The sequence below is a fragment of the Mucilaginibacter sp. 22184 genome, assembly GCF_052045695.1.
Taxonomy (GTDB): Bacteria; Bacteroidota; Bacteroidia; order Sphingobacteriales; family Sphingobacteriaceae; genus Mucilaginibacter.
In genome coordinates this window covers 132541-158688 of record NZ_JBQEPI010000012.1, presented here as the reverse complement: position 1 = coordinate 158688, position 26148 = coordinate 132541, and the positions used below count along the sequence as shown (strand labels likewise).

The following is a 26148-nucleotide window of genomic DNA, read 5'->3' as shown; positions in this document are numbered from 1 at the left end:
TTATCTGCCGCCTGGGCCACCCTGGCCTCCGCTTTGATCACCTTGTTTCTGGTCGTCGTTATTAACGCCTTTTTTCTGTTGATTAGGGTTGCTGAAGGTAGTTTTACCAAAGCTGTAGCTAAACGTTAAACCAAATGAGCGGAATGGAAATGCCGTTGAGCTGGTTTGGGTAAATGTAGGGCTGCTGATGTTTTGGTCGAAATGTTTATCGCGGGCAAATGGCTGTACAGTATTGAAGCCAACAGCGAGTTTTTTATTCATAAACTGCTTCTTAACACCAAACGCGTAGATGCCAAAGGCCGGGTTTGTACCCTGTATAGTTCTGCGTGACGAGTTATTAAACCCGAACAGCTCCACCAGGAAGTTATGTTCAAACTGGTAAGAAGCGCTGGCGAAAGCGGTGTATTGAAAATAAGTACCCACTTTTGAAGCGCTGCCAGCAAACTGATCAAATATAGTTGGGCTATAAGTATAACCATTGATGCTTGCCCTTATAGTCAACGCTTTTACCGGGCTTACAGATCCAAAGAAACTAGCACCGAATGAATTATTGCGACCAACGTTACGGTAGGTGGTACGTGTACCTCTAACGGTATCACCGCTGATTATTTCGGTAGCTGGCAAGCCTTCGGCGATACCCTCTATCAGGTTATTGGTTCTTTTGTAATAAACCGAAAAGTTCAGTACCGACGATTTGATAAAGGTATTATACCCTAACTCGATAGTTTGCGATACCTCAGGCGCCAGGTTAGGGTTACCTACGCTTTGGTTTTGGATATTGCTGCGATTAATGAACGGATTCAGGAACTGCAGGCTTGGCCTTTGTATACGTTTGCTGTATGATAATTTAATGGTTTGGTTACCAATTTGTTTTTGAACAGTTAAGCTTGGGATATAGGTAGTATAGCTTGAGCTAAACGGCTGCAAATTCTGGAACAGGTTGCTATTGGCATCCTGGAAAGGATTTTGCGGATCGCCTTTAATGCGGGTATTCTCAACACGGCCACCAGCTAATATCGACCAGCTTTTAGGCAGTGTAAAAGTTAACACGGTATAACCAGCATATACATTTTGGGTATAATCATACAAATTGGAGTTCAGTGAATCACGTACTGCGCCATTTCCCAGATCATCCGTATTGAATATATCATAGTTACTGTTAATACGGCGCTGAATAGTTTTACCGCCGGCTTCTATCTTCAACAACTTATTTACCGGCAGGGTATAATCGGCCTGGAAAGTATACTCATTATTTTTACCATTATTATCACCGATTTGGCTTGGGTTCAGCGCGGTGAATAAGTTGGTATAATCTGTAGTAATATTACTGTGGCTCCATTGCCCGGATACGGTCAGCTCTTCACCTTCTTTTTTAAACTTATGCGTATAATCTAAACTCCAGTCGAAACCACCAAAATGGTTATGTGACATGCTTTGGCTTGTATATTGTAGCAAATTGGCATTATTAACACCACTACCATCGATATTAAAACCACCATCATTAAGCCTGAAGGTAGAGTTAATGCTATTAAACGCGTTAAACTCATAACCTACTGTAACAGAACCAATAGCCCCATGCCTTTTTATGCGGCTGGTTGACTTATTAAAGTTATGTGTTATCTCATTGCCATTATCATCTTTCAATACCTGATCAAAGTTAGTGAGTGAAGTTTGCGGCCAGGTTAAGTTACCACCCGCGTTGATGCCTAAACTAAAGCGGTTCTTATTATAGTTTAGATTCATGTTACCGTTATTTTGGCGTGTACCAACACCACCACTTATGGAGCCACTTATACCCGAAACATTTTTTTGTTTAGTGATGATGTTAATTATACCACCAGAACCTTCGGCATCATACTTGGCCGACGGAGAGGTTACCACCTCAATACTTTTTATCTGATCGGCAGGGATGGTTTTTAACACATCTGATAAACTGGCCGATGTAGCGCCAGATGGTTTACCGTTGATCAATACACGTACGTTTTGGTCACCACGTACTGCTACGTTACCGTTGATATCTACCGAAACCATAGGTACTTTCTGCAACACATCTGTAGCATTACCACCCGCGGCGGTAAGGTCTTTTTCGGCATTGTAAACAATTTTATCGATCTTATTTTCGATAAGCGGAGCCTGGCCAACTACGTTAACCTGTGCTAACGCGTGAGCACCCGGAGACAAAAGCACATTGCCCACTTTATTATCCGGCTTTGACGCAGTAGTAACCACCGGATCAATAGTTTTTGCCGGGTAACCGATAAATGATATCACCAGTTTATAACTGCCGGGTTTAACATTATCCAGTTTAAAATTACCTTTCTCATCGGTAACTACACCAGTTATGGGCGATTTACCACCGCTGCGATATAAACCTACTGTAGTGTAATCCATTGGTTTTTTGGTAACCGAATCAATTACGGTACCCGATATACGGCCCGTAGTTGTTGGACCACTTCCCCCCACACCAAACTGGGCCTTTGCCGAAAGCGCAAAACAAAAAAGTGCTATAAGTATGTAAAAACGTTTCATTTATAAGGATTTTCGTAATTGGAGGCGAAAATAGATTAAATGTTACACCCCAAACTTTTATTTTTTTAGGAAAATAGCAATTGTCATGTATATGTTACACTAAGAAGATATTAATTCTGTGTAAACTTTAGTGAAGGAACTTTGTTGGACTGGTATTCCCCCTCCTAACGTCATTGCGAGGAGGAACGACGTGGCAATCCCCTATTTACAGAGCGGCCCTGCTAATTGGGGATTGCCACGCTACGCTCGCAATGACGCGTTTGTTATTAGAAAACCCGTTTTTGCCTAAGGCGAAAACGGGTTTTCTACAGCTTTTATCACTCCCCCTTTAGGGCCGGGGCTTAAACCACCATATTCACAATCCGGCCTTTTACTACGATCACTTTTTTAGGGGCTTTGCCGTCCAGGTATCGTTGTACATCGGCGTTGGCCAACACAAATTCTTCAATAGCTTTTGGTTCAAGGCTTAATGATATATTGAGGTTCATTTTTGTTTTACCGTTGATAGAGATCGGGTAAGCAAACTCGTCCTCAACCAAGTAAGCGCTGTTGAATTTTGGATACGGCGCATAGGATAAACTACCGGCAGGGTTACCTAACAAGGTCCACAATTCCTCACAAATGTGCGGCGCGTATGATGACAATACGATCACCATATCCTGCAAAATGGCGCGGTTGTTACATTTCAGATCGGTGAGCTCGTTTACCGCGATCATAAAGCTGGATACCGAGGTATTGAACGAGAAACGCTCCACATCTTCTTCTACCTTGCGGATGATCTTGTGTAACGATTTTAACTCTGCTTTTGAAGGCTCTGCGTCAGATACGCTAAACTCCCAGGCTTCATTGTGGAACAAACGCCAGAACTTACGCAGGAATTTAAACACGCCTTCGATACCATTGGTATTCCATGGTTTGCTTTGCTCCAATGGGCCCAGGAACATTTCGTACATGCGCAGGGTATCGGCGCCGTAACGGCTGATAATGTCATCCGGGTTAACTACGTTGAACTTGGACTTTGACATTTTTTCAACCTCAACACCACAAATGTATTTGCCGTTTTCCAATATAAAATCAGCTGTTTCAAACTCCGGTCTGAATTTTTTGAACTTTTCCAAATTCAGCACTTCGTTCTCTACAATATTCACATCCACATGTAATGGTGAAGTTTTGTAGTCTTTGATCAATCCATGAGACACGAAAGTGTTGGTTCCACGCCCCTCTTCATCAATTAAACGATATACAAAATTACTACGGCCCTGTATCATCCCTTGATTGATGAGCTTTTTAAAAGGCTCTTCCTCAATTACCAGGTCCAAATCTTTCATAAACTTATTCCAGAAACGGCTGTACAATAAGTGCCCGGTAGCATGCTCGCTGCCGCCGATATATAAGTCGACATCTTTCCAATAAGCTATGGCCTCTTTGGATGCAAATTCCTGATCATTGTGGGCATCCATATAGCGGTACCAGTACCAGCTGCTACCAGCCCAGCCGGGCATGGTGCTCAATTCATATTCGCCTTCTGGATGTTTCCAACCTTCTGCTCTACCTAATGGCGGCTCGCCGGTTTCGGTTGGTAAGTATTTATCCACTTCGGGCAATAACAATGGTAAATGCTGTTCTTCAATTAAATGAGGCAGTCCATCTTTAAAGTATACCGGCACAGGCTCACCCCAGTAACGCTGACGGCCAAATATGGCATCGCGCATTCTGAAGTTTACCTTGGCTTTACCGGCGCCAATGGCTTCCAGTTTGGCTATCACCGCGGCTGTCGCTTCTTTGTAAGCCAGGCCATTCATAAAGTCGGAATTGATATACTTACCTTCTTTGGTTGGGTCGGCTTCGTTTTCAATATTTTGTATGTCGATAATAGGTACTATCGGCAGGTTAAAATGCTTGGCAAATAGATAATCGCGCTGATCGCCCGATGGTACGGCCATTACGGCCCCGGTACCATATCCCGCCAAAACATAATCAGCTATCCATATCGGGATCCTTTCGTTATTCAACGGGTTCAATACGTAGCTACCGGTAAAGGCACCAGATACGGTTTTGGCATCAGCCATCCTGTCCAGCTCCGATTTCTTTTTAGTTTGAGCGATGTAGGCTTCAATATCAGCTTTTTGTTCAGGCGTAGTTAAAGCAGCCACCAATTCATGCTCCGGCGCGATCACCAAAAAGGTAACCCCAAAAATGGTATCCACACGGGTGGTGAAAACTTCTATGAATTCGTGAGTGGTGAGCGATGAGTGGTGAGTGGCTTTCTCAATCGGAAACTTCACACTTGCACCAGTGCTTTTGCCTATCCAGTTGCGCTGCATTTCTTTCAGTGGCTCGGGCCAGTCAATAGTGTCAAGGCCTTGCAATAGGCGTTCGGCATAGGCGGTGATGCGCATGCTCCACTGCATCATTTTCTTTTGTTCTACCGGGTAGCCACCGCGCTCGCTAAAGCCGTCTTTTACCTCATCATTAGCTAACACGGTACCCAAAGCGGCGCACCAGTTTACAGTGCTTTCGCGCAGATAGGTTAAACGGTATTTTAACAGTTCATTTTGCTGTTCGCGGTTGCCCAGGGCCTTCCACTCATCAGCAGTAAAACTTAAAACTTCTTCATCACTTACAGCATTAATACCTGCTGAACCTTTTTGCTCAAAATGTTCTACCAATTTGGCAATGGATTCGGCCTTATCGGCATCCTTATTATACCACGAGTTGAACAGCTGCATAAAGATCCACTGCGTCCATTTATAATAATCGGGCGAGCTGGTACGCACTTCCCGGCTCCAATCAAACGAAAAACCGATCTGATCTAACTGGCGGCGATAAGTAGCAATATTGGCTTCGGTAGTAATAGCAGGGTGCTGACCGGTTTGTATGGCATACTGCTCGGCCGGTAAGCCAAAGCTATCGTAACCCATGGGGTGCAGCACATTAAAACCTTTTAAACGTTTATAGCGTGCAAAAATATCAGAGGCAATATAACCCAGCGGATGGCCCACATGCAGCCCCGCACCCGATGGGTAAGGGAACATATCCAGCACATAATATTTAGGTTTGGCGCTTTTATCTTCAGCTTTAAAGGTTCCGTTCTGGGCCCAAAACTGTTGCCACTTTTGCTCTATATCTTTAAATTGATAGTCCATTTTATTGTTTACACGTATGAGGTTGCGAAATTAAGAAAATACCTATTAGTTTGGTAGTATATTGATGCTTTGTTTGTTATGTTCTGCGGATAATATTCTCCTGGCGATAGTTTTACATTTCATTATCCGCGCAAATTAATTTGCTTTCCCTTTATCTTAATTCATTGATAATAAGTTAAATTTGCACAGAATACCAAACCTTTATTATGAAACAATACTCCAAACTCACCTTTTTATCACTTGCCTGCATCGCTATTACTTACTCGGCTTGTATCAAATCGGCCAATATTAATAACAAAAGCAATCCCAGTACGGTAAGCACCAAAGTGGTAAGCAGCAACGTAGTGATGAACCTTAAACAGATACTATACGGTGAATATGGTTCCTTCAATATTGCTGATGGTGCCAATATGCCCCAAAATATGGATCAAAACCACAAGGGGCGCCTTAAAGTACAATCCACTCAAAGTCCGGATTGCGATTTTAAGATAGATACGGCATTTCAGTTCGGTTTGGATCTGAGCGACACCGCCAAATTCAACATCTGGAACAAGATCAAATATAACGTACAATGCACGGGCGGTACGCTTTCGGGCATCAGTGTGTATGATAGTTTATATGTTACCATTACCTCCAACGATTACATCGCACTAACCAAAAGCGGCGAAACACTCAACATGAAGCTGTTAACACCAGGCAATAAGAACTCGCAGCTATCCATGACCGGCTCTATGAATGTTTATGCCAACTTACAAGCCAAAACAAAAGCAGAAAAAACGAGTATTTCCAGCTATAATTATTCGTTTAACGCGCTCGTTATTGATCCTACAAAAGAGGGGGATATTATCAGCGGCTCGGCCAGCTTTGCCACCAAAGGCAGCGGTGCCGATGGTATGTGGGATTATAAGGGCACTATCCAGTTCATGGGCGGCCACCGGGTAAAAATAGTGATTAACGGTGTTACCTATACTTATGATCTGCAAACGGGGCTCCCGGTATAGCGATTCTTCACCAGGTTCAAAAAATGCAAAAAACCCGCCTAAAAAGCGGGTTTTTCTATGATATATATTTGAGTTTAATCGTATTAATTCTCTGCGTAAACGGGTTTGGCAATACCGTTATCATAAGCTTTCAAGTTCTTTTTCAATAACTTGCGGGCTACGTGGATGCGGGTTTTTACAGTACCGATCGGGATATCCAGGTGATCGGCAATTTCGTGGTATTTATGACCTTCAAAGTACATAGTGAAGGGTACATAATAATCTTCGGGTAAGCGGTCAAGTGCTCTTTTGATGTCGTCCATCACAAATTTCGCCTCGCCTTGATTTTTTGTCGAGCTGTATACCAGGTTTGGAGAAGAGATCTCGTCAGATTTGGTAACAAAAGTGCTCATTTTAACAAAACGGCGATAATTGTTGATGAATGTATTTTTCATGATGGTATACAACCATCCTTTTAAATTAGTACCCTCTTTAAACTTATTGTAATAAGTTATGGCCTTCAACATTGTATCCTGGACAAGGTCGTTAGCATCATCTGCGTCATGAGTAAAATGAAGGGCATAAGACCTTAATGAACTTGCCTGACGTAGTACTAGGGTGTTAAACTCAATCTTTGTCATTTTGTTAAAGTTTTGTATCAACACTTAGGCAACCATGATGCCACTTAAAAATTGTTTTTTTTGCCAAAACTTCAACGAAGGCGATTTTCAATAAAAAACACAACAGTGTAAAAGTTACACTATTAATGCAATCAATACCCTGAAAAACAGAAGATTAAATGAAAGTTTTCAACTAAATGAAAAAGCAATGAAATTTATTTCTGTAACAAGAATGTTATACAGTTAACGTAAAACGAAAGCGAAGTTTTAGTTAGAATAAAATTATTTAACTAATAATATTCACCTCACGTTGTAGCATAACGCCAAATTTAGTGTACACACTGTCTATGATTTGCGACGAAAAACTGTACACTTCGGTTCCGGTGGCACCGCCATGGTTTACCAATACCAGCGCCTGATTTTTCCAGGTACCCGTATTTCCCACCACTTTTCCTTTCCAGCCGCATTGCTCAATGAGCCAGCCTGCCGCCAGTTTAACCAAACCATCACCGCCCGGGTAATTAACCACATCCGGGAATTTTGCCAACAGCGTGCTGAATTCATCCTGGGTGATCAACGGGTTTTTGAAGAAGCTACCGGCGTTACCTATAGTAGATGGATCGGGCAGTTTGGATACCCGGATGTACGATACTACTTCCGAAACATCTTTAATGGTAGGCGCGGTAATACCCCGGTTAGCCAACTCCTGTCCTATGGCACCATACTGCGTGTTGACATTAGGAATAAGCGATAGCTGGAATTTGACCGACACGATAATATATAAACCCTTGAGTTCATTTTTGAATACACTTTCCCGATAACCAAACTGGCAATCGGCCTTGGTAAATATTTTAAAAGTGCCCGTGGCTATTTCAAAAGCGCGGCAGCTTAAAAAGGCATCCTTTAGCTCCACACCATAGGCACCGATGTTTTGAATGGGCGATGCCCCTACCGAACCGGGAATCAGGCTCAGGTTTTCGATACCGGCATATCCGCGAGCCACGCAAAAGTTTACCAGGTCGTTCCACACCTCGCCAGCGCCGGCTTCTACAAAAACATCATTGTGACTAATGCGGTGTTCTATCCCCCTTATATTCATACGGATCACCAGGCCCTCAAAATTGTTCACCAACAGCAGGTTACTACCACCGCCCAATACCAGGCGATCCATTTGCTGCCATTGCGGATCGGCAAACAGTTCAACCAGGTTATCTTCGTGGCTTATCTCCACAAAATAACGGGCATAAGCATCAATGCCAAAAGTGTTGAAGTTTTTAAGGGATACGTTTTCCTGTATTTGCAGCATATTTTTGATGTCAGCTATCGGATGTTCGATGTCGGATTTATTGGGGGCGAATTTCGGAATTTTATTTTATTACTGAACTTATACTAACGAACCACTGAAGTAATGACCCGACGAACAATATAAAAAACTTTTTAAACCCTGAATTTTAACAAATTATTACTCAAAAACGGATCAAAACAGGCCCAAAACAGCTTAAAAATTATTCAAAAACCTCCATTTTAACACTTTTTAACAAATTTTTGATGGGTTTTAAAAACTTTAAAAAGTTTTAAAAAATTGATTGTCAAATAACTAAATAAAAAACAGCCTATTTTTGATCTGTTTTATCCTTAACCAAACAGCCCGGTTCTCTGATTAAAGAGAACCGGGCTGTTGATTGATATAAATATACGAAAATCTGCTGACATTCAAAAAGGAAACTACACTAACCCTAACCGCTTTACAAAACTGTAACTATTAAGCGCTGTTTGATGTCTCCAATTATATTTAAGTAAACCTTCACTTGATAAACTATGCGTCTTATTACAGTCCTGGTTACCATCGTTATCCTTACACAAGCAGTAACCTTAAACGTTTCGGCTCAGTCAATATCTCAAAACTTTGACCGTTATTATAAAGCCCTTTATCATGATCGTGAAATGAACGGAAATATAGCCGTGGCCGAAAAAGGCAGGGTTATTTATCAACAAACTTTCGGCTTACGCGATGAGGCTAACCAAAAGCCCAATAACGAGCAAACACAATTTGAATTAGCCTCCATCTCGAAGTTATTTACCGCCACAGCTATATTGCAATTAAAAGAACAGGGCTTACTTGATCTCGATACACCATTCGCACATTACTTCCCGGAGTTTCCTTATCCTACCATTACCGTTCGTCATTTACTGGCGCATACCTCCGGCTTGCCCGACATCGAGAGTGTGATAGATCCCCTGCTTACAGCCAATCCCGACAAGCAATTCACCATTCATGACGATCTGCAAAATGTGTTGCTGTACAGTCGTAATCATGATTTAAAGTTTCAGCCAGGCGAACAATGGGGCTATTCGAGCCTGGGCTATCACCTGCTGGGCCTGCTGGTAGAAAAACTCAGTGCGCAAACCCTGGCAAACTATACCCGGGATCATATCTTTAAAGTGGCTGGTATGGCACACAGTTATGTACAAACATCGATGGCACAAAAAAGTGAAGCCAACCGGGCTAAAAATTACCAGTACAACAACCATTTTGAGATGAAACTTCAATGGGCAGACACCCTGAGCGATTGGCGCGAATGGACCTATAACCTTGCCCTCGAAACGGGCGGTGGCGGCATCATCAGCACTACCGAAGATATGCTCCGCTTTGATAAGGCGCTGAAAGCAGGAAAATTAATAAAACAAAAAACCTTTGAAGAAGCCTGCACCCCTTACCGGCTGAACAATGGGCAACCGGCGCAGCCCTTTGATTTAACATACTGCGGATTGGGATGGTTTATTTTTAAGGATACCTCCTGTGGAAAGATCATCTGGGGCTCTGGCGCCAACCCTGGTACCATCAGTTTTTTTGCCAGTAATATCAACAAAAACCAATGCATGATTGTGCTGCGTAACAGAAAGTGTAACTCTTTTAATGACTTGAAAGCATTGGATATGCTTTGCGGAAAAGCTGTTCCATATCATAGTTCCCTGGCATTTACTTACGCGCAAGACCTGTATAAAAACGGCCGGGTATATGCAGATGACCGACTTGAAAAACTTTGTACCGATACTACAAACTATATTATAACCGAGAGTGACCTTAACCGTGCGTCATTAGAGTTTCGCCGTGCAGGCTTAAAAAGCCAGGCTTTGGCAATTGCCGAAACACACATCAAACTATTCCCTAAAAGCACCGGAGCTTTTAAAGATTATGCTTTAACGCTTGCCGAATATGGTCAAAAGGAAAAAGCCATCACCGCTTATCAAAAGGCCCTTGAACTGAATCCCAATGATCATGAAAGCGGTGATGCTTTGAACAAATTAACAGGCAAAACCAAACCCTGAATGGCTTGAGGTACTCTTTAACTGATACAAATACTGCCGATAGCTTTTTGCAGCGCAGTGGCCTTTATACCTGGTATGGCTAATCCCTCCACACGGATAGAGGTAATATCGGTCAGGCCGATAAAGCCCAGGATGGTTTTCAGGTAGGGCTCTACATGATCGGCCGGACGCATGGGGCCTTCAGAATAAACAGCACCAGACGTAAGGGCCAGATAAACTTTTTTCCCTTCTATCAGGGCTATCTGGTTTCCTTTATCATCGTATCTAAAAGTAAGTCCCACCCTAACTAAATGATCTATCCAGGCTTTCAGGTTTGAATGGATGCAAAAATTATACATCGGGGCCCCGATCACGATGATGTCCGCCTCTTTCACTTCCCTTATTACTTCATCAGAATGAATAATGGCTTCCAGATCTTGGGGTGTCCTGTTTTCGGGTGGTGTAAAAAAAGAGATAACATGGTTTTCTGCCAAATGCGGAAGTTCGCTTTCCAATAAGTTACGTTTTTTTACCACGCTACCGGGATAGGTTTGCATGATCTTTTCAACAATGGCATTTCCCAATTGAATGCTTACAGAAGCCTGGCCGCTCGCGCTTGATAGGATATGAAGTATCTGTTTCATTTTAATAATGGGTTTGATAGGGTTAATACAAAGTTTTTCATGTTGTTTAATGTTATTACCCCGATGACGATCGGGATTTGGGGAATAGGACAAGCGACGGATTTTTTTCACCACAGCGCATGGCATCGACTCACCCCGACATCGCTGCGCTTGTCAACCCCTCTCTCCGCTTCGCGCATAAGACCTCACCTAAGTCCTCTCCAAAGGAGAGGACTTAGCTTTAAAAGTTTCTTAGCTCCCTCCCCTTTGGAGAGGGGTCGGGGTGAGGTTTCTTTCCGCCGCAGGCGAAGATAGGGTGGTATAGCGAAGCGTAGACTGGATGAGTCGACTCTGCGTCATGTTATTACCCACGAAGGTCTGATCATGGGCTTTACCCCAAGGAGAACTACAGTCAAGTCAGGCAACAAAAAAACTACGTTTTTTTCCGTTTTATAGCCACTATAGCCATCAGCATGACAACAACCCCCACCCATTGCAGCAAACTTATCTTTTCGCCCAGGAAAAGCCAGGAACAGCACATGGCCACCGGGAATTCCGCGGTCATGAGCACCGAGCTTTTAAAGTGACCAGTTTTGGGTATGCCCGCGGCAAATAGCAGCGGCGGGATAATAGTACCAAAAAGAGCCAGGAACGCACCCCATTTGAGCAGTTGTATATTAAAATGGTGAACGGCCAATAATTGATGACCGGTAAGAATGATCAGCGAAACAGCCGAGCCAAGGATCATGACTGAGCTTTTGGTTAAAGAAGATCCCTCATATTTTAACCTGCTGTTGATCAAAATAAAACCAGCGTAAAATAAGGCGGATAACATACCATACAATATACCTATAGCCGGCAGATGGCCATTTTGTGAGCCCAGCATCCCGCTGGCCATAATGGTGGCTATCCAGATAACACCGATGATCAGCAATTGAATGGCCGTTGGCTTTTTATTAAAAAACGCCCACTCCAAAAATATACCTATCCAGGTAAATTGCATAAGTAATACAATAGCCACCGAAGCCGGGATATATTTTACAGAAAGATAGTACACATAGGAGGTTAGGCCAATGCAGCACCCGGTAAGCAATAAGTAAAGCCAGGTTGATGCCGGTATGGAGGCGCCTCCTGGTTTTTTATTGTACCTCTGGATTAACGTTAATGTACTTAACACGATAAAACCGATGGAAGCCTGCGTAACGCTGATCTCCTGGATGGTGTAGCCGGCCTGGTAAGCCAGTTTTACAAAAGTAGAAAGTATACCGTAGCTGCATGCCCCGGCAAATACCATAAACATATATTTGTTCATTGTTGCGGTTGAAATAAGAAAATAGAATGGCTAAAAAATGAGATAGCGCGAAACAACCGCCTGATGCAGGAATATGCTAAAGCTGTATGTTACAGCAATAACCGGTTGCGCCGCTTAAGCAACAACAACTGGTGGAGGAAGTACCGAATTGAATGGTAACATGATAATGATAATTACAAGTGCAATGTAGGTATAATAGTATGGGATGTCAAGCGATGAATTCTTATATCTGTTAAAGAAACCCCTTCCTCCCCTTCCCGAGGGAAGGAATCGCACATACCCCGGGCTTTTTTTGTTTATGGCTTTTGTCCCCCGAGACGAAGCTAAAGTTCCCTCCCCACGGGAGGGGTGCGGCTGGTCGGAGCGGTGGCAGGGAGGGGTTCATACGCCCTGCTTTTCGCGGCCGCTCGGCTCCTGCCGCGTGACAACTATTTGCAGGCCTCTGGCCCGCGATTAAATATCACTTTGTCTTCTACAGCGGCCGGAGGCCAGTTAATAATGGTCACTCGGCTGGAGCCGACAGGTGTTGGGAAGACATAAATTTATACCGAACGTTGTCATTTCGATGAGCAGAAGCTGAGGCCTGGGCGGGAGGGCGAAGAGAAATCTTGTACGATTTGCTTATCTCGACGTATAAGATTTTTCGCTGCGCTCAAGAGATAGTTTCTCCTCGTACCTCGTCGAAATGACAACTTTTTCATCTTCCCAACACCTTTGGGCTGGAGCCGAGCGACTGCCGGGTCTTTACATAAAAACCCAAACACGTTTGTCATGCTGAGGAACGAAGCATCTATCATTAAACCTTCCAATCGCAGAATAGATCCTTCACTCCGTTCAGGATGACAAAACTGTTCAATTTAGCCCATGGTCGGTGTTATCACCGCACCATTAACAGAAACTTATAACCCCTTACCTATCCTCACCAAATAAAACCGCTCCAAAGTACCCAACCTGCTGGTTTTGATGATGAATGGCAGGATAATGTTTTCGCGGGGATAGTTGTAAAATGCCTGTACTATCCGGAAATCGGTATGGTTCTTTTCCAGTTCGGTCTTTAGGCCATCGTCAATAAGAATAAGGGCTTTGCTATGCGAGGCCGCCTGGGCCATACTCATAAAAGTTACCGGCTGGTGGGTGTAAAAATCAAAGGCATTGGGCACATCAAAAGCGGCGATGATTTCGTCGTTAGGATAATGCTGGTTGATGTATTCGGCAGCGTGCACATCGCCTTTAAATTTCAATAGTGTTGGATAAACCACGCCTATAAGGTAAGCGTTAACCCATAAACCTATTATCACCGTTAATAAAAACAAGGCCCGTTCCCGGTTGCCGCTGTTTTTATAAATATATAAGGTAATGCCAATAAGCAAGATACTGAGCGCTACAAATACGGGCCAGCGCTCGGGTGCGAAAACAAAGTTGAGCAGCGTTACCGCGATGATGAGCAATACCACAATAGTATACTGAGCGATGGTGAAGAACTTGTTTTTGTTCTGGATCACCTCCCTAACAAAACCAGCTGTGATGATAGCGAAAAAGGGAAACAGGATATTGGTATAAAAGGGCAGCTGAAACTTGGATATCGAAAATATCAGCAGCATCACCACCGAACCACTGATGCTGATATACTCGGGCAGCTTTACTCCTTTGATCATTTTGCCGATATGCCTGATAAGCGCGTAATAAAACACCAGCATCCACGGCGCGAAGGCCCACAATAATGTATGCAGAAAAAAGAACACGCTGCCATGACTGTTGCGGATAAAACTGTTGTTATTGAAACGACCGAACTGGCTATCCCATAAAAACCAATGAATACCCGATATGCCTGTTTTGCCAAACACCACTTTTTCGGGGTGCATATCAAACTGTATATATAAGGTATAAATTTCGGGCAGGGTAAACACGCAAACCAGTACAAAGGCCAGCAGCCATTTCCAGTGGAACAGGCTTTTAATATCTTTTTTAAACAGGTAATCGCCAATGATGGCGCTGCCAATGGGGATGAGCAGGTAAATGCCCTTGGTCATCACGGCGCAGGCGGTAAACAGGGCGCCGAGTAAAATATCGGCCCAGCCAAAGCGCTCTTTGAGTTGATAAAAGTGATATACGGACCCCATCAGCAAACCCATAATATAAGGCTCGGCCCGCACATCGGTGTTCGACATGAGTCCGTGCTGCGCGGTAAGCAATATCAGTACCGCAATAAGGGTAGTTTCCTGATCGTAAAACTTGCGGGCCAGTTTATAGGTATATAGCACCGACATCAGGAAAAACAACAGGGCGGGTAACTTATAGGCTATGGTATTGATGCCAAAGATCTTAAAGCTCAAAGCAGCCATCCAAAAAGGGAAGTGCGGTTTGTCGAGCCAGTCCTTACCATGATAAATAATATCAGTAAAATTATTGCTTTGGGCCATACCACGGGCCAGTACGCTGTACAAACTGGGATCATCGGTAAAGTATTTGATGCCAATGCCGGCTATATTCACCAGTATGCCCAATGCCAATACTACGATGTATGGCTTTTTATACGCGGAAGATAAAGTGCTTACTGAACTGTTCACCAGGGGATATTTAGGGTACAAAATAACACATTATAAAACGAAAAGGAAAACCATAGTCGTCCCGATCGCAGATAGAGATCTTTTACGATGAGCTTATCCGCGTATAAGATCTCTCCCCGTTCGAGATGACAATTATTTTTACCCGCTCTACTTTATCGTTTTTTTAAAGGCAGGGGCATGTGCGATTCCTTCCCTCAGAAAGGAACAATGTCATTATTTAAGGTTACTCCGTAGGAGTAAAAGCTTTGTAGAAAACAAAGAATAAGTATTTAGCATGCCGTAGGTATGCAACCGAAGTACAGTACCTACGGCACTGGTTTTGCTATCGAAATTTCCCTACAAAGCTTTAACCCCGATGGGGTTTACAAAAAAGCCTAACTTAATCACATCACAACCATCCGCCCGAGGGGAGGGAATTAAAAATATATCATAAACATTGTCACCCTGAAGGACGAAGGATCTATCTCTACAACTAAAAAGTTCAATAATAGATACTTCACTCCGTTCAGCATGACAAATGCTTATGTTGTAAACAACCCAATAGAGGCTTTTACTCCCTCCAGGGCAAATACTTGGGTGATGCTTCTTTCAAAGTTGGGCTAACCAGGTTTAGGGTTTCACCGTTGAGTACCTTTTCATATAACTCCAGGTAGCGCTGCGCCATTTTTTGAACGGTAAAATATTCCATGGCGTAATCATGGCAATGCTGGTTATTAAAAGAATCCACATCCTTAAGCGCTGTTGTTAACGCAGTTTTGCTATTGCTCAGGAAGCCAACCTCCGCCGGTACCAATTCCGGCAGCGAGCCATAAGGTGTGCCGAATACCCGGCAGCCAAAATACAGGCTTTCGATAATGGCCAAACCGAAAGGCTCATGCCATAAAACAGGAAACAGCAAAGCTTTGGAAGCATTCAACACTACCGACTTTTGGTCATTATCAACCATGCCCTTAAACCGTACATTTAAATTTGGCGTAAAGCGCAGCCCCATCTTCAGGTTTAAACGTGTGCCGCCCAGTACCACCAGCTTGCTGTGGCTTTGAGTGGCTATATCAATAGCTCCTTTTACGTTTTTAACGCGCCAGGCCGCTTTAGCCAAAAAGTGGACATGGGTGCGTTTTTGCTGCAGATCAGGAGTAGGGTAATCATCAGGATCGAGACCGTGGTGCACATACATGGATGACCCGTGGCGGGCAGCGTGATTAGCCGATACAAATACTGAATTTTGATCAAGTGTCTGGCCGTAGCCGGGATTGTTGTGTACATTAACCAGGTATGGCTTTTTTGTAAATCCGCTAACCTGAAAATGGAAGTGCACCACATCCACATCATCCGACACCTGTTGGTTCATATCCACAGCAGGGTCATAAACCAATACTTTAGCAAAGGGACAAGTGGAGCCCGCACTCACCAGGTAAGTAACCTCATGGCCCAGGCGGTTAAGCTCTTTGCCCAGCCACCAGATCATCCTTTCGGTACCACCATATTTGGCAGCCGGTATCACAGTATTGTTTACGATTAATATTTTCATGCAGGCGATGAATGTAAGCGCCCGAATTTCGGAATTTTAATTTGGATTGGAAATTTCCGACATCAATCGCCGTGTGCGCTAAAACCTTGCAATAAATTGAATTTTATTTATAAATCTTGAGTTTTATAAGCAATGCATGTAAAAACCACTACGCAAACGTTTGATAAATCAATAAAATAGGTTATCAACTCTTTTTTTAAAGAAAATTTACCCAAAAAAACCACACAAATGACGTAAATCATCCAAATAAGGAAGATATATCTTCATTTAATTTTACTAATTTTCACATTACCAATATAATCTCCCAACTTTTTTAATTATTTTAGAAACTTCATTAAGTTCTTAACAATTCAACTAAAAGAAATGGATTCTGTTATCAAAGCCGAAAAAGCGGCAGTAAAAAGCTCAGGGATCAACCCTATCATTATTATAGGCGCGTTATTTTTCATCTTCGGGTTTGTAACCTGGTTAAACTCGGTATTGATACCCTACTTAAAAATTGCCTGCCAGCTTAATAACATCGAATCATTTTTAGTTGCGAGTGCTTTTTACATTGCCTATTTGTTAATGGCCAACCCATCGGCCTGGCTGCTTAAACTATTTGGCTTTAAAAATGGCATGGCTGTAGGTTTGCTCATTATGGCGGTTGGCGCACTCATATTTATCCCAGCGGCATTAACGCGCACTTATGCTATTTTCCTGATCGGCCTATTTGTACAGGGTTCGGGATTGGCCGTTTTACAATCTGCCTCAAATCCGTATATCACTATAGTTGGCCCGCCCGAAAGCGCTGCCAAACGTATCAGCATTATGGGTATCTGTAATAAATTTGCCGGTGTGCTGGCGCCAATTGCATTAGGTGCCGTAGTGTTAAAAAACATCGACGCTTTTACAGCTAACCTGGCCAAATTGGATGCCACTCAAAAAATAGCCGAATTGAATGAACTGGCTTCCAGGGTAATTTTGCCTTATGTACTTATTGTTATTGTATTGGCAGTATTGGCCGTGCTGATCTATTTTTCGGGCCTGCCAGAAATTGATACAGATCATGAAGACGAAACTGTAGCGGCTGCCAACTCGGGCAAAACCAGCGTATTCGAGTTTCCACATTTGATATTGGGTGTAATTGCCCTGTTCCTGTATGTAGGTGCCGAAGTTATAGCCGGCGACTCTATCATCAGCTATGGTGTTGCGCATCATATACCACTATCTACCGCCAAATATTTTGCTTCTGGTACATTGGCTTGTATGGTTATAGGTTATATAGCGGGTATTTTATTTATCCCTCGTTACATTTCACAGCAAAAGGCGCTGGTATACTCGGCCGTGTTGGGAGTGATTTTAACCGCGGTTGCCTTAATTGTTCCTAAATATGCCTCTGTGGCTTGTATTGCTCTTTTGGGGCTGGCCAATTCATTAATGTGGCCTGCTATATGGCCATTGGCTTTGTCTGGCCTAGGCCGGTTCACCAAGATCGGTTCGTCATTACTGGTGATGGGTATTGCAGGCGCAGCGGTTTTCCCACCTATTTATGGCTTCCTGGTCGACAGCTTTAAAACAAGCCTCGGCCCCGAAGAAGCAGCGCAAACCTCGTATTGGATCCTGTTGCCTATTTACTTGTTCATACTTTATTTTGCCGCTATTGGGTATAAGAAAGGGAAACATGTGATAGCGGTGTAAGATTTTCTGAACCTTGATTTTGGGGATTTTAGGATTACCTTGATTTTTTTAAAAATAATCATGCCCATCTTTAAATCCTAAAAATCATGGTTCAGATACTATTTCCTAAACCACTTCCTGCTCGCCACCAGCAAACCAAACTCTTCCGAAGGATTTTTCTGTGTGGATTTATGATGTATTTTATGCGCTCTGCGAATACCTGCCAGGTAGCGGTTATTGCTTTTAAATGCTTTAAAGCGATTATGGATAAACCAATCATGAAAAATAAAGTAGATGATACCGTATATACTGATGCCTGTGCCTATCCAGAAACGATAATCCAGATCAATGTGCCCTATCCACATCAGCCATAAAGCAAAGGCGGCGAAACCAATGCTGAACAGATCATTCAGCTCAAACCAGCCATGCCTTTCCTGGTGGTGCGTTTTATGAATAAACCACAGCGGCCCATGAAACAGGTATTTATGCATAGCCCAGGATAATAATTCCATCAGGACTATGGTAAGCAACACGATACCAATGTTTAAAAATACCGTTGTAAAGTTGAAATGTTGCAAGGTTGAAATGTTACTTTTTCTTCTTTTCGGCCTCAAACTTCTTTAGATAATCAATTAGTGATTTCGTTTTACCCGAGAATTCAATACTTTTTGCATACAAATCATTATACACCGTACCATTGATCTTACCCGATCTGTATAAAATCACCAATTTATTTCTAAACTCGCCGGATGAACCTTTTGCATAGTTTAAAAATCTGATAAAATCAGGGTTGTTGTTATACTCAAACCCTTCTGCAATATTATCAGACATAGAACAAGCTGCTCTTCTTATCTGATCTTTCATTCCCCAATCAGATTTCAGAGGCTCAGTATCGCACAGTGAATAAACTTCAACTGCAATTGAAACAGCTAAATTCCAGATATCTAAATCTTCAAACTTTTGAAACTTACTCAAACAGCGTTACAACATTAAAACATTCCAACCTTACAACAAATAAACTACATATGTATCGGCCTGTTGTCGGTAGCGGCTAAGCAGGCTTCGCGCATAGCTTCGGTGTAAGTTGGATGGGCGTGGCTCATGCGCGAAATATCTTCGGCACTGGCACGGTATTCCATCGCTACAACAGCCTCGGCTATCATATCAGCAGCCCGCGGGCCAATCATGTGAACGCCCAGGATCTCGTCGGTAGTAGCATCAGCCAGTACTTTCACAAAACCATCCAGATCACCGCTGGCACGTGCACGGCCGCTGGCTTTGAATGGGAACGATCCTGTTTTATATTTTACACCGGCTGCTTTCAGCTGTTCTTCTGTTTGACCAACGGCGGCAACTTCGGGCCAGGTATATACTACGCCCGGGATCAGGTTATAATCAATGTGTGGTTTCTGACCGGCAATGATCTCGGCAACTAAAGTACCTTCGTCTTCGGCTTTGTGGGCCAGCATGGCGCCTTTAATTACGTCGCCAATAGCGTATACACCTTTCACGCTGGTTTCCAGGTGATCGTTAACGGTAATTTTTCTGCCGCGTTCTTCTACAGTGATGCCTATCTTATCCAAACCTAAACCATCGGTATAAGCCACACGACCAACAGCCACCAGGCAGTAATCGCCTTTAAGCTCCTGTTTTTCCCCTTTAGGCGTATCAAAAGTTACAGTCACCTCTTTACCTTTTACGGTAGCGCCGGTAACTTTGTGGTTCAGGTAAAACTCCATGCCTAATTTGGTCAATACTTTTTGCAGTTCTTTACCCAAAGCTTTATCCATAGTTGGGATAATGCCATCCATAAACTCAATTACAGATACTTTAGCGCCTAAGCGGGCGTAAACAGAACCCAACTCCAAACCAATAACACCACCGCCAATCAGCACCAGGTGTTTAGGTATCTCGGTGAGGGTTAAAGCTTCGGTTGAGGTGATGATGCGTTTTTTATCGATCTTCAGGAATGGCAGCGCCGATGGTTTTGAACCGGTAGCTATGATCACATTTTTGCTGGTGATCTCGGTTTCTGTGCCATCGCTCTTTTTAACGATGATGGTATTTTTATCTTTAAAAGATCCAACACCATGATGGGTATCGATCTTATTTTTTTTCATCAGGTAAGTGATACCGCTGGTATTGGCATCAACAACTTCCTGCTTGCGTTTGATCATCTGGCCGAAATCAATTTTCAGGTTATCCAGGTTGATACCATGCGTTTTAAAGGCATGGGAAGCGTTATGGTAATGTTCAGACGAATCCAATAAAGCTTTTGATGGGATACAGCCTACATTAAGACAAGTACCGCCAAGGGTATTATATTTTTCAACAATCGCGGTTTTTAAACCAAGCTGGGCACAACGTATAGCGGCTACATAGCCACCCGGGCCCGAACCGATAACGATAACATCATATTGCATAGTAGTCTATTTTGTGGTTGGCAAAGTTAATGGTTATTAGGCTATTATTTTATAGATTAATGGTCAAAATTATCACTGCCCCTTATCAGGTTTTTACGCCTATCAACCCCATAAGACATATAAAATTAACTATTACACCAAGCGTTACTAATAGCTTCATATATCCTTTATCAATGGATGAGCCTCCCATGTGTTCAATTTTACTGATATGCCGGTGTAATGAACCCCGGCCAGCTATAAAAGGTATAAATTCCCGATCATACTTAGTCCAAAAGACTAACCTTATCATGTGATATAACAGAAAGTCAAGTATCGGGATCCAAGCTATTGAATGTATATTGAACATAAATAGCAAACTTAATAACAACCATACCATAGAGAAGTATACACTCCTTAATCTAAGGCCAATGGGTAAAAGAATAATTAGCTCCGTGCAAAAGGTACAGGTGATCAACTCTAACAAAAAATAAGATCGAAGCTGTGTTTTTAAACTATATGTTAAAGCAACCAAAGCCGCATAAAGCAACAGCAATAAAATATCTAACCCATCCAAACGCCGTATTTCCAATTGAGCTAAGGTAAATTTCCTCATAGTTGTTGACCCTAAAGATATATTTTATCATGCTTAAAATTCGCAATACTTATCTACCCACACTTTGATCAGCGCTACCCTGTCCTTTATAAATTTAGGACCGAAAAACAGGTTCGACCAATCGTCGAAGTTTTCGTACTGAAAGCCCAGGTAAAATATCCAGAAGCCTACGCCCAGGTATGGAATGGCATTGATCTCCTCAACTGATACCGGCCTCACTTCGCGGTAAGCTGCTATAAAAACCTGGTACATACGGTCGGCTTCTTCGTCGGTCAGCTTACCCGTAAATACATGCATAAAAAAATGCACAAAAAACGACATCAGATCGTTTGCCAGATGGCCCTGCCCCGCAAAGTCGAAATCAAAAAAGGTGATCTGGCCCTTGTCGTCAAAATGAAAATTCTTCGGCAAAAAATCATACTGGCAATAGCCATAGCTAAATTTTTCCGTATCAAACGTATCCAGCTTTTGAATTACCCGCGTGGCTGTCTCCTTTAAATAATTGTACTCATCCGGAAGATCGGCAAAAGCCGGTTCCAGAACGTTCAAAGGAACGGTTAGCGTGGTATCCGTAGTATAAGCTTTTCTGGCATAGTTTAGCTTCACCACCGCGGTGATGTTATGAACCGCGGCCATTTCGCGGCCAACGGTTTTTAGTTGTTCATCATCAAGATCCAATACGGGTTTACCTTGCGCGTAGGAAAGTACAATGCCATAACGGGTGCCTTCGGCGGCATCAAACTTTTGTATCTGCCCACCAAAAATATCAACCAGTGGGTACGATACTTTTGCCCCATACTCTTTCAGCATATTCAGCAATTCCACTTCGCCCTGTATCTCGCTTAGTGAACGGTGCTGGTCGCGATAAATTTTTAAAATATACCGGGCATCAGCGGCGGTTAAAACATAGGTATCGCTTACGCCACGCAGTAAATACTTGCAGCTTACCAGGTTTATACCATACGCCGCCGTTATATAATCTTTTAAGGCAAGGGCCGATAATGTGGAATACTGGGCGGGAAATGGTGTCATGGCAGAGGTTGATAATTATAAAAAAGAGATAGTAACCAGCTTTTATTTAAATTTATTGCAACAATGATGCAACAATAAATTGAATTAACGATTTACTTGCTAAATTAGGCGTTTAATTTGACTGATCTCATGAAAAAAGTTTACTCACTTTTTGCACTGTTATTGATGTGCAGCATTAACGCTTTTGCTCAAAGCGATTATGTGAAAGAACATTTTACCAAAAAAGACGTGTACATCACCATGCGCGACGGTAAAAAGCTTTTCACCTCCATTTACACACCCAAAGATGCTTCGGCCAAAAACAAGTATCCTATCCTGATGCAGCGTACCTGTTACAGCGTGGCGCCATACGGCGAGGATAAATACCCGGCACGTTTGGGCCCGTCGGAAATCACCATGAAAGAGGGCTATATTTTTGTATACCAGGATGTACGCGGTCGCTGGAAAAGCGAAGGCACCTGGACCAACATGACCCCGGTTATTGATAACAAAAAAAGCAAAACCGATGTTGACGAAGGTTCTGATACTTATGACACTATTGACTGGCTGGTTAAAAATGTAGCCGGCAATAATGGCAAAGTCGGTCAGTATGGTATCTCCTATCCGGGTTTTTACACCGCGGCAGGTATCCTGTCAAACCATCCGGCCCTCAAAGCTTCGTCACCACAAGCTCCTATATCTGATTTCTTTTTTGACGATTTTCATCATAACGGTGCTTTTATTGAAGGTTACTTTTTCACCTTCCCGGTTTTTGGTGTTCAAAAAACCGATACCACCAGCAAACCCTGGTACACCATGCTTAAGCCTAATAGCAAAGACGGCTACCAATATCTGCTGGATATGGGTCCGCTAAAAAATGCCGATAAATTTTACCATGATAATTTCTTCTGGCAGGAAACCGTCAACCACCCAAATTATGACGAATTCTGGCAAAAACGTGGCTTGTTAAAACACTTTGGTAAAGTAAAACCTGCGGTAATGCTGGTAGGTGGCTGGTTTGATGCGGAGGATTTGACCGGTCCCCTGGCTATTTACAAAACCATCAACAAAACCGATCCCAATGCTTATAATACCATTGTGATGGGTCCGTTCGGGCATGGCCGCTGGTCGCGCGAAACCGGGCACACCATGCACAGCAACGTTTACTTTGGCGATAGCATAGCTACTTTTTATCAGAAAAATATCGAGGCCAAATTCTTTAACCATTTCCTGAAGGGTAATGGCGATAAAAACTCTGGTCTGCCAAATGCCTATATGTACAATACCGGCAAAAAAGAATGGGCCACTTTTGATAAATGGCCGGCTCCAAACGCGGTTCACCAAAAAATGTATTTAGGTGCCGATGGTAAACTGGCTGATGCGCAACCAGGCACAGCAGGCTCGGTATCATTTGTGAGCGATCCATTGAAACCGGTTCCTTATACCGAAGATAATACTACCACTATGGGCTTTACCCCGCACAACTATATGAGCGAGGATCAGCGTTTTGCCGGCAGGCGCACGGATGTGCTGGTTTACCAGACCGACGTATTGAATGACGATGTAACCCTTGGCGGCGAGATCATGGCGCATCTCAAAATAGCCACCACCGGTACCGATGCCGATTTCATCGTAAAACTGATTGACGTGTACCCTGCCGATGAGCCCAACAACCCGTACATGCCCAACAAGAATATCATCCTGAGCAATTACTGGCAAATGGTACGCTCGGAAGTGATGCCAGCACGTTTCCGCAATAGCTTCGAGAAACCAGAGGCTTTGGTAGCTAATCAAAAAACGGATGTTAACTTCCGCCTGCAGGATGTGTTGCATACCTTTAAAAAAGGTCACCGCATCATGATCCAGGTACAAAGCACCTGGTTCCCGATCATAGCACGTAACCCGCAAAAATTTGTGGAAAACCCTTACAAGGCCGACGAAAGCGATTACATCAAAGCCACCGAAACTGTTTATAACGATAGTTTTATTGATGTGCAAGTATTGAAATAAAACACTATCCCAGCCCTTCTCCTTACGGAGAGGGGCTTTTTTATTAAAACGCCCCCCTTTTAGGGTGAATTTAAAGTCAACTTATCTCTAAAAATATACTTAATCATAAGATATTTGTAGATTTAGGTTCATTTAAACATTGACTGATCCGTTACAATGAACAACTCATCATTTATTAAACTGAATTTTCAGTTTATAGTGGGGGCAATTTTATTATGTCTCCCGGCTATTACCAAAGCCCAGCTTTTACAGGAAAAAGAAAAGTATACGCATGCAGATACACTGCGCGGCAGTCTCTCACCTCTACGTTCCTGCTATGATATTAACTATTACCATCTGGATGTTAAGGTTAATATCGATCAAAGATTTATCAGCGGCAGCAATCAATTTAAATTTACGGCCACAGAAGATTTCGCCAAACTACAGTTCGATCTGTTTGCTAATCTGAATGTAGATAAAGTGGTGTATAAAGGTAAAACCCTGCCTTATACCCGCGAGGCTAATGCCGTTTTTGTTACCTTCCCGCAACCGATTGCCAAAGGCAGCAAGGATGAGTTCACCGTGTACTATTCGGGTAAACCAACTGTAGCGGTTAACGCTCCCTGGGATGGTGGCCTGGTATTTAAAAAAGACTCCCTGGGCAAACCCTGGGTGGCTACGGCTTGCGAGGGCATTGGCGCCAGCATCTGGTGGCCCAATAAAGATCACCTGAGCGATGAGGTTGACAGTATGATGATCAGCATCAGCGTGCCTAAAGGATTAAAAGATGTATCCAACGGAAGGCTGCGTAAAGTTACCCCGCTTAAAGATGGCTATACCCGGTTTGACTGGTTTGTGGCCAATCCTATTAACAATTACGATGTGACCGCCAATATTGGCGATTATACCCACTTCAGCGATACTTATGATGGCGAAAAAGGCAAACTCACTTTAGATTACTGGGTATTGCCCGCCAGCCTGGCCAAAGCCAAAAAACAATTTACCGAAAACGTGAAACCCATGCTCAAAGCTTTTGAACACTGGTTTGGCCCTTACCCTTTTTACGAGGATGGCTACAAACTGGTAGAAACGCCGCATTTAGGTATGGAGCACCAGAGCGCCACCGCTTATGGCAACCACTATTTGAATGGCTATCTGGGTTATGACATGTCAAGCACCGGCTGGGGACTTAAATGGGATTATATCATCGTTCATGAAAGCGGGCACGAGTGGTTTGGCAACAACATCACCGGTAAAGACCTGGCCGATATGTGGATCCACGAAAGCTTTACCTGCTATTCCGAGTCATTATTCATTGAAAACAACTGGGGCAAAAAAGCCGGCCAGGAATACAATAAAGGCCTTCGGTCGGGCATCAGTAATGACAGCCCTATTGTAGGAGTTTACAATGTAAATAAAGAAGGCTCCGGCGATATGTATCCCAAAGGCGCGGTATTACTTAATATGGTGCGCACTATCATCAACGATGATGAAAAATGGCGAGGGATATTGCGTGGCCTCAACAAAACTTTTTATCATCAAACAGTGACTTATGACCAGGTAGTAAACTACATCACCGAACAATCGGGTAAAAAACTATTGCCTGTGTTTGATCAGTACCTGCATTATAAAAACCTGCCTACACTGGAGTTTGCTATAAGGGATGGCAAACTGCTTAGTCGTTGGATAGCTGATGCCACTGGCTTTACCATGCCTGTATTGGTAAGGGTTAAAGGCGGCGAATATCAATTTATTACGCCTACCACCCGCTTTAGCCCGGTTGCTATTGAAGGTGCCTCTATTGATAATATTGAAGTTGATACATTTAACTACTATATCGGTATCCTGAAAGATTAG

General features: G+C 43.1%; 17 protein-coding genes. 5 read left to right on the top strand and 12 right to left on the bottom strand.

The features are described 5' to 3' along the window. Together ACTJKG_RS24490 and leuS are read right to left on the bottom strand one after the other, a co-directional pair. Positions 1-2529: a TonB-dependent receptor domain-containing protein gene (locus tag ACTJKG_RS24490; protein WP_440740657.1), complete on the bottom strand. Its 2529-nt coding sequence runs from the start codon at positions 2527-2529 to the stop codon at positions 1-3. Positions 2530-2870: 341 nt separating this feature from the next. Continuing rightward, positions 2871-5675, bottom strand: a complete 2805-nt coding sequence (leuS, locus tag ACTJKG_RS24485; RefSeq protein ID WP_172337723.1) for a leucine--tRNA ligase — start codon at positions 5673-5675, stop codon at positions 2871-2873. 206 nt (positions 5676-5881) lie between these two features. Here leuS and ACTJKG_RS24480 point away from each other — a divergent pair, with 206 nt between their 5' ends. Further along, positions 5882-6676, top strand: a complete 795-nt coding sequence (locus tag ACTJKG_RS24480; protein WP_440740656.1) for a hypothetical protein — start codon at positions 5882-5884, stop codon at positions 6674-6676. Positions 6677-6759: 83 nt separating this feature from the next. Here ACTJKG_RS24480 and ACTJKG_RS24475 read toward each other — a convergent pair whose 3' ends face one another. Together ACTJKG_RS24475 and murB are read right to left on the bottom strand one after the other, a co-directional pair. Beyond that, positions 6760-7296, bottom strand: coding sequence for an RNA polymerase sigma factor (locus tag ACTJKG_RS24475; RefSeq protein ID WP_076376152.1), 537 nt, complete (start codon positions 7294-7296; stop codon positions 6760-6762). A gap of 265 nt (positions 7297-7561) precedes the next feature. Further along, positions 7562-8581 (bottom strand): UDP-N-acetylmuramate dehydrogenase, encoded by a 1020-nt coding sequence (gene murB, locus ACTJKG_RS24470; RefSeq protein WP_440740655.1) that lies wholly within the window; start codon positions 8579-8581, stop codon positions 7562-7564. Between the two features lie 512 nt (positions 8582-9093). On the opposite strand from murB, the gene ACTJKG_RS24465 reads away from it, so the two are divergent. Next, complete coding sequence (locus tag ACTJKG_RS24465; RefSeq protein WP_440740654.1) at positions 9094-10605, top strand: serine hydrolase; 1512 nt, start codon at positions 9094-9096, stop codon at positions 10603-10605. Positions 10606-10622: 17 nt separating this feature from the next. Here ACTJKG_RS24465 and ACTJKG_RS24460 read toward each other — a convergent pair whose 3' ends face one another. The 4 genes from ACTJKG_RS24460 to ACTJKG_RS24445 all read right to left on the bottom strand — a co-directional run bounded on the left by ACTJKG_RS24460 (position 10623) and on the right by ACTJKG_RS24445 (position 16617). After that, positions 10623-11228, bottom strand: coding sequence for an FMN-dependent NADH-azoreductase (locus ACTJKG_RS24460; RefSeq protein WP_172337727.1), 606 nt, complete (start codon positions 11226-11228; stop codon positions 10623-10625). Between the two features lie 412 nt (positions 11229-11640). Continuing rightward, on the bottom strand, positions 11641-12519 hold the full coding sequence (locus tag ACTJKG_RS24455; RefSeq protein ID WP_440740653.1) for an EamA family transporter: 879 nt from the start codon (positions 12517-12519) through the stop codon (positions 11641-11643). A gap of 899 nt (positions 12520-13418) precedes the next feature. Next, positions 13419-15086, bottom strand: a complete 1668-nt coding sequence (locus ACTJKG_RS24450) for an ArnT family glycosyltransferase (protein ID WP_440740652.1) — start codon at positions 15084-15086, stop codon at positions 13419-13421. A gap of 550 nt (positions 15087-15636) precedes the next feature. After that, the gene (locus ACTJKG_RS24445; RefSeq protein ID WP_440740651.1) at positions 15637-16617 is read right to left on the bottom strand and encodes a glycosyltransferase; all 981 of its coding nucleotides are present in this window, start codon (positions 16615-16617) and stop codon (positions 15637-15639) included. A 363-nt stretch (positions 16618-16980) separates the two neighbouring features. On the opposite strand from ACTJKG_RS24445, the gene ACTJKG_RS24440 reads away from it, so the two are divergent. Further along, complete coding sequence (locus tag ACTJKG_RS24440) at positions 16981-18297, top strand: sugar MFS transporter (RefSeq protein ID WP_440740650.1); 1317 nt, start codon at positions 16981-16983, stop codon at positions 18295-18297. A 98-nt stretch (positions 18298-18395) separates the two neighbouring features. On the opposite strand, the gene ACTJKG_RS24435 is transcribed toward ACTJKG_RS24440, so the two are convergent. The 4 genes from ACTJKG_RS24435 to ACTJKG_RS24420 form a co-directional block, all read right to left on the bottom strand. Next, on the bottom strand, positions 18396-18854 hold the full coding sequence (locus tag ACTJKG_RS24435; protein ID WP_440740649.1) for a sterol desaturase family protein: 459 nt from the start codon (positions 18852-18854) through the stop codon (positions 18396-18398). A gap of 10 nt (positions 18855-18864) precedes the next feature. After that, positions 18865-19251 (bottom strand): four helix bundle protein, encoded by a 387-nt coding sequence (locus ACTJKG_RS24430; protein WP_172337732.1) that lies wholly within the window; start codon positions 19249-19251, stop codon positions 18865-18867. 44 nt (positions 19252-19295) lie between these two features. Further along, positions 19296-20699, bottom strand: a complete 1404-nt coding sequence (lpdA, locus tag ACTJKG_RS24425; protein WP_440740648.1) for a dihydrolipoyl dehydrogenase — start codon at positions 20697-20699, stop codon at positions 19296-19298. Positions 20700-21324: 625 nt separating this feature from the next. Beyond that, the gene (locus ACTJKG_RS24420; RefSeq protein ID WP_440740647.1) at positions 21325-22323 is read right to left on the bottom strand and encodes a phosphotransferase enzyme family protein; all 999 of its coding nucleotides are present in this window, start codon (positions 22321-22323) and stop codon (positions 21325-21327) included. A gap of 129 nt (positions 22324-22452) precedes the next feature. Here ACTJKG_RS24420 and ACTJKG_RS24415 point away from each other — a divergent pair, with 129 nt between their 5' ends. Together ACTJKG_RS24415 and ACTJKG_RS24410 are read left to right on the top strand one after the other, a co-directional pair. Next, complete coding sequence (locus ACTJKG_RS24415) at positions 22453-24312, top strand: CocE/NonD family hydrolase (protein WP_440740646.1); 1860 nt, start codon at positions 22453-22455, stop codon at positions 24310-24312. A 156-nt stretch (positions 24313-24468) separates the two neighbouring features. Beyond that, positions 24469-26148 (top strand): M1 family metallopeptidase, encoded by a 1680-nt coding sequence (locus ACTJKG_RS24410; protein WP_440740645.1) that lies wholly within the window; start codon positions 24469-24471, stop codon positions 26146-26148.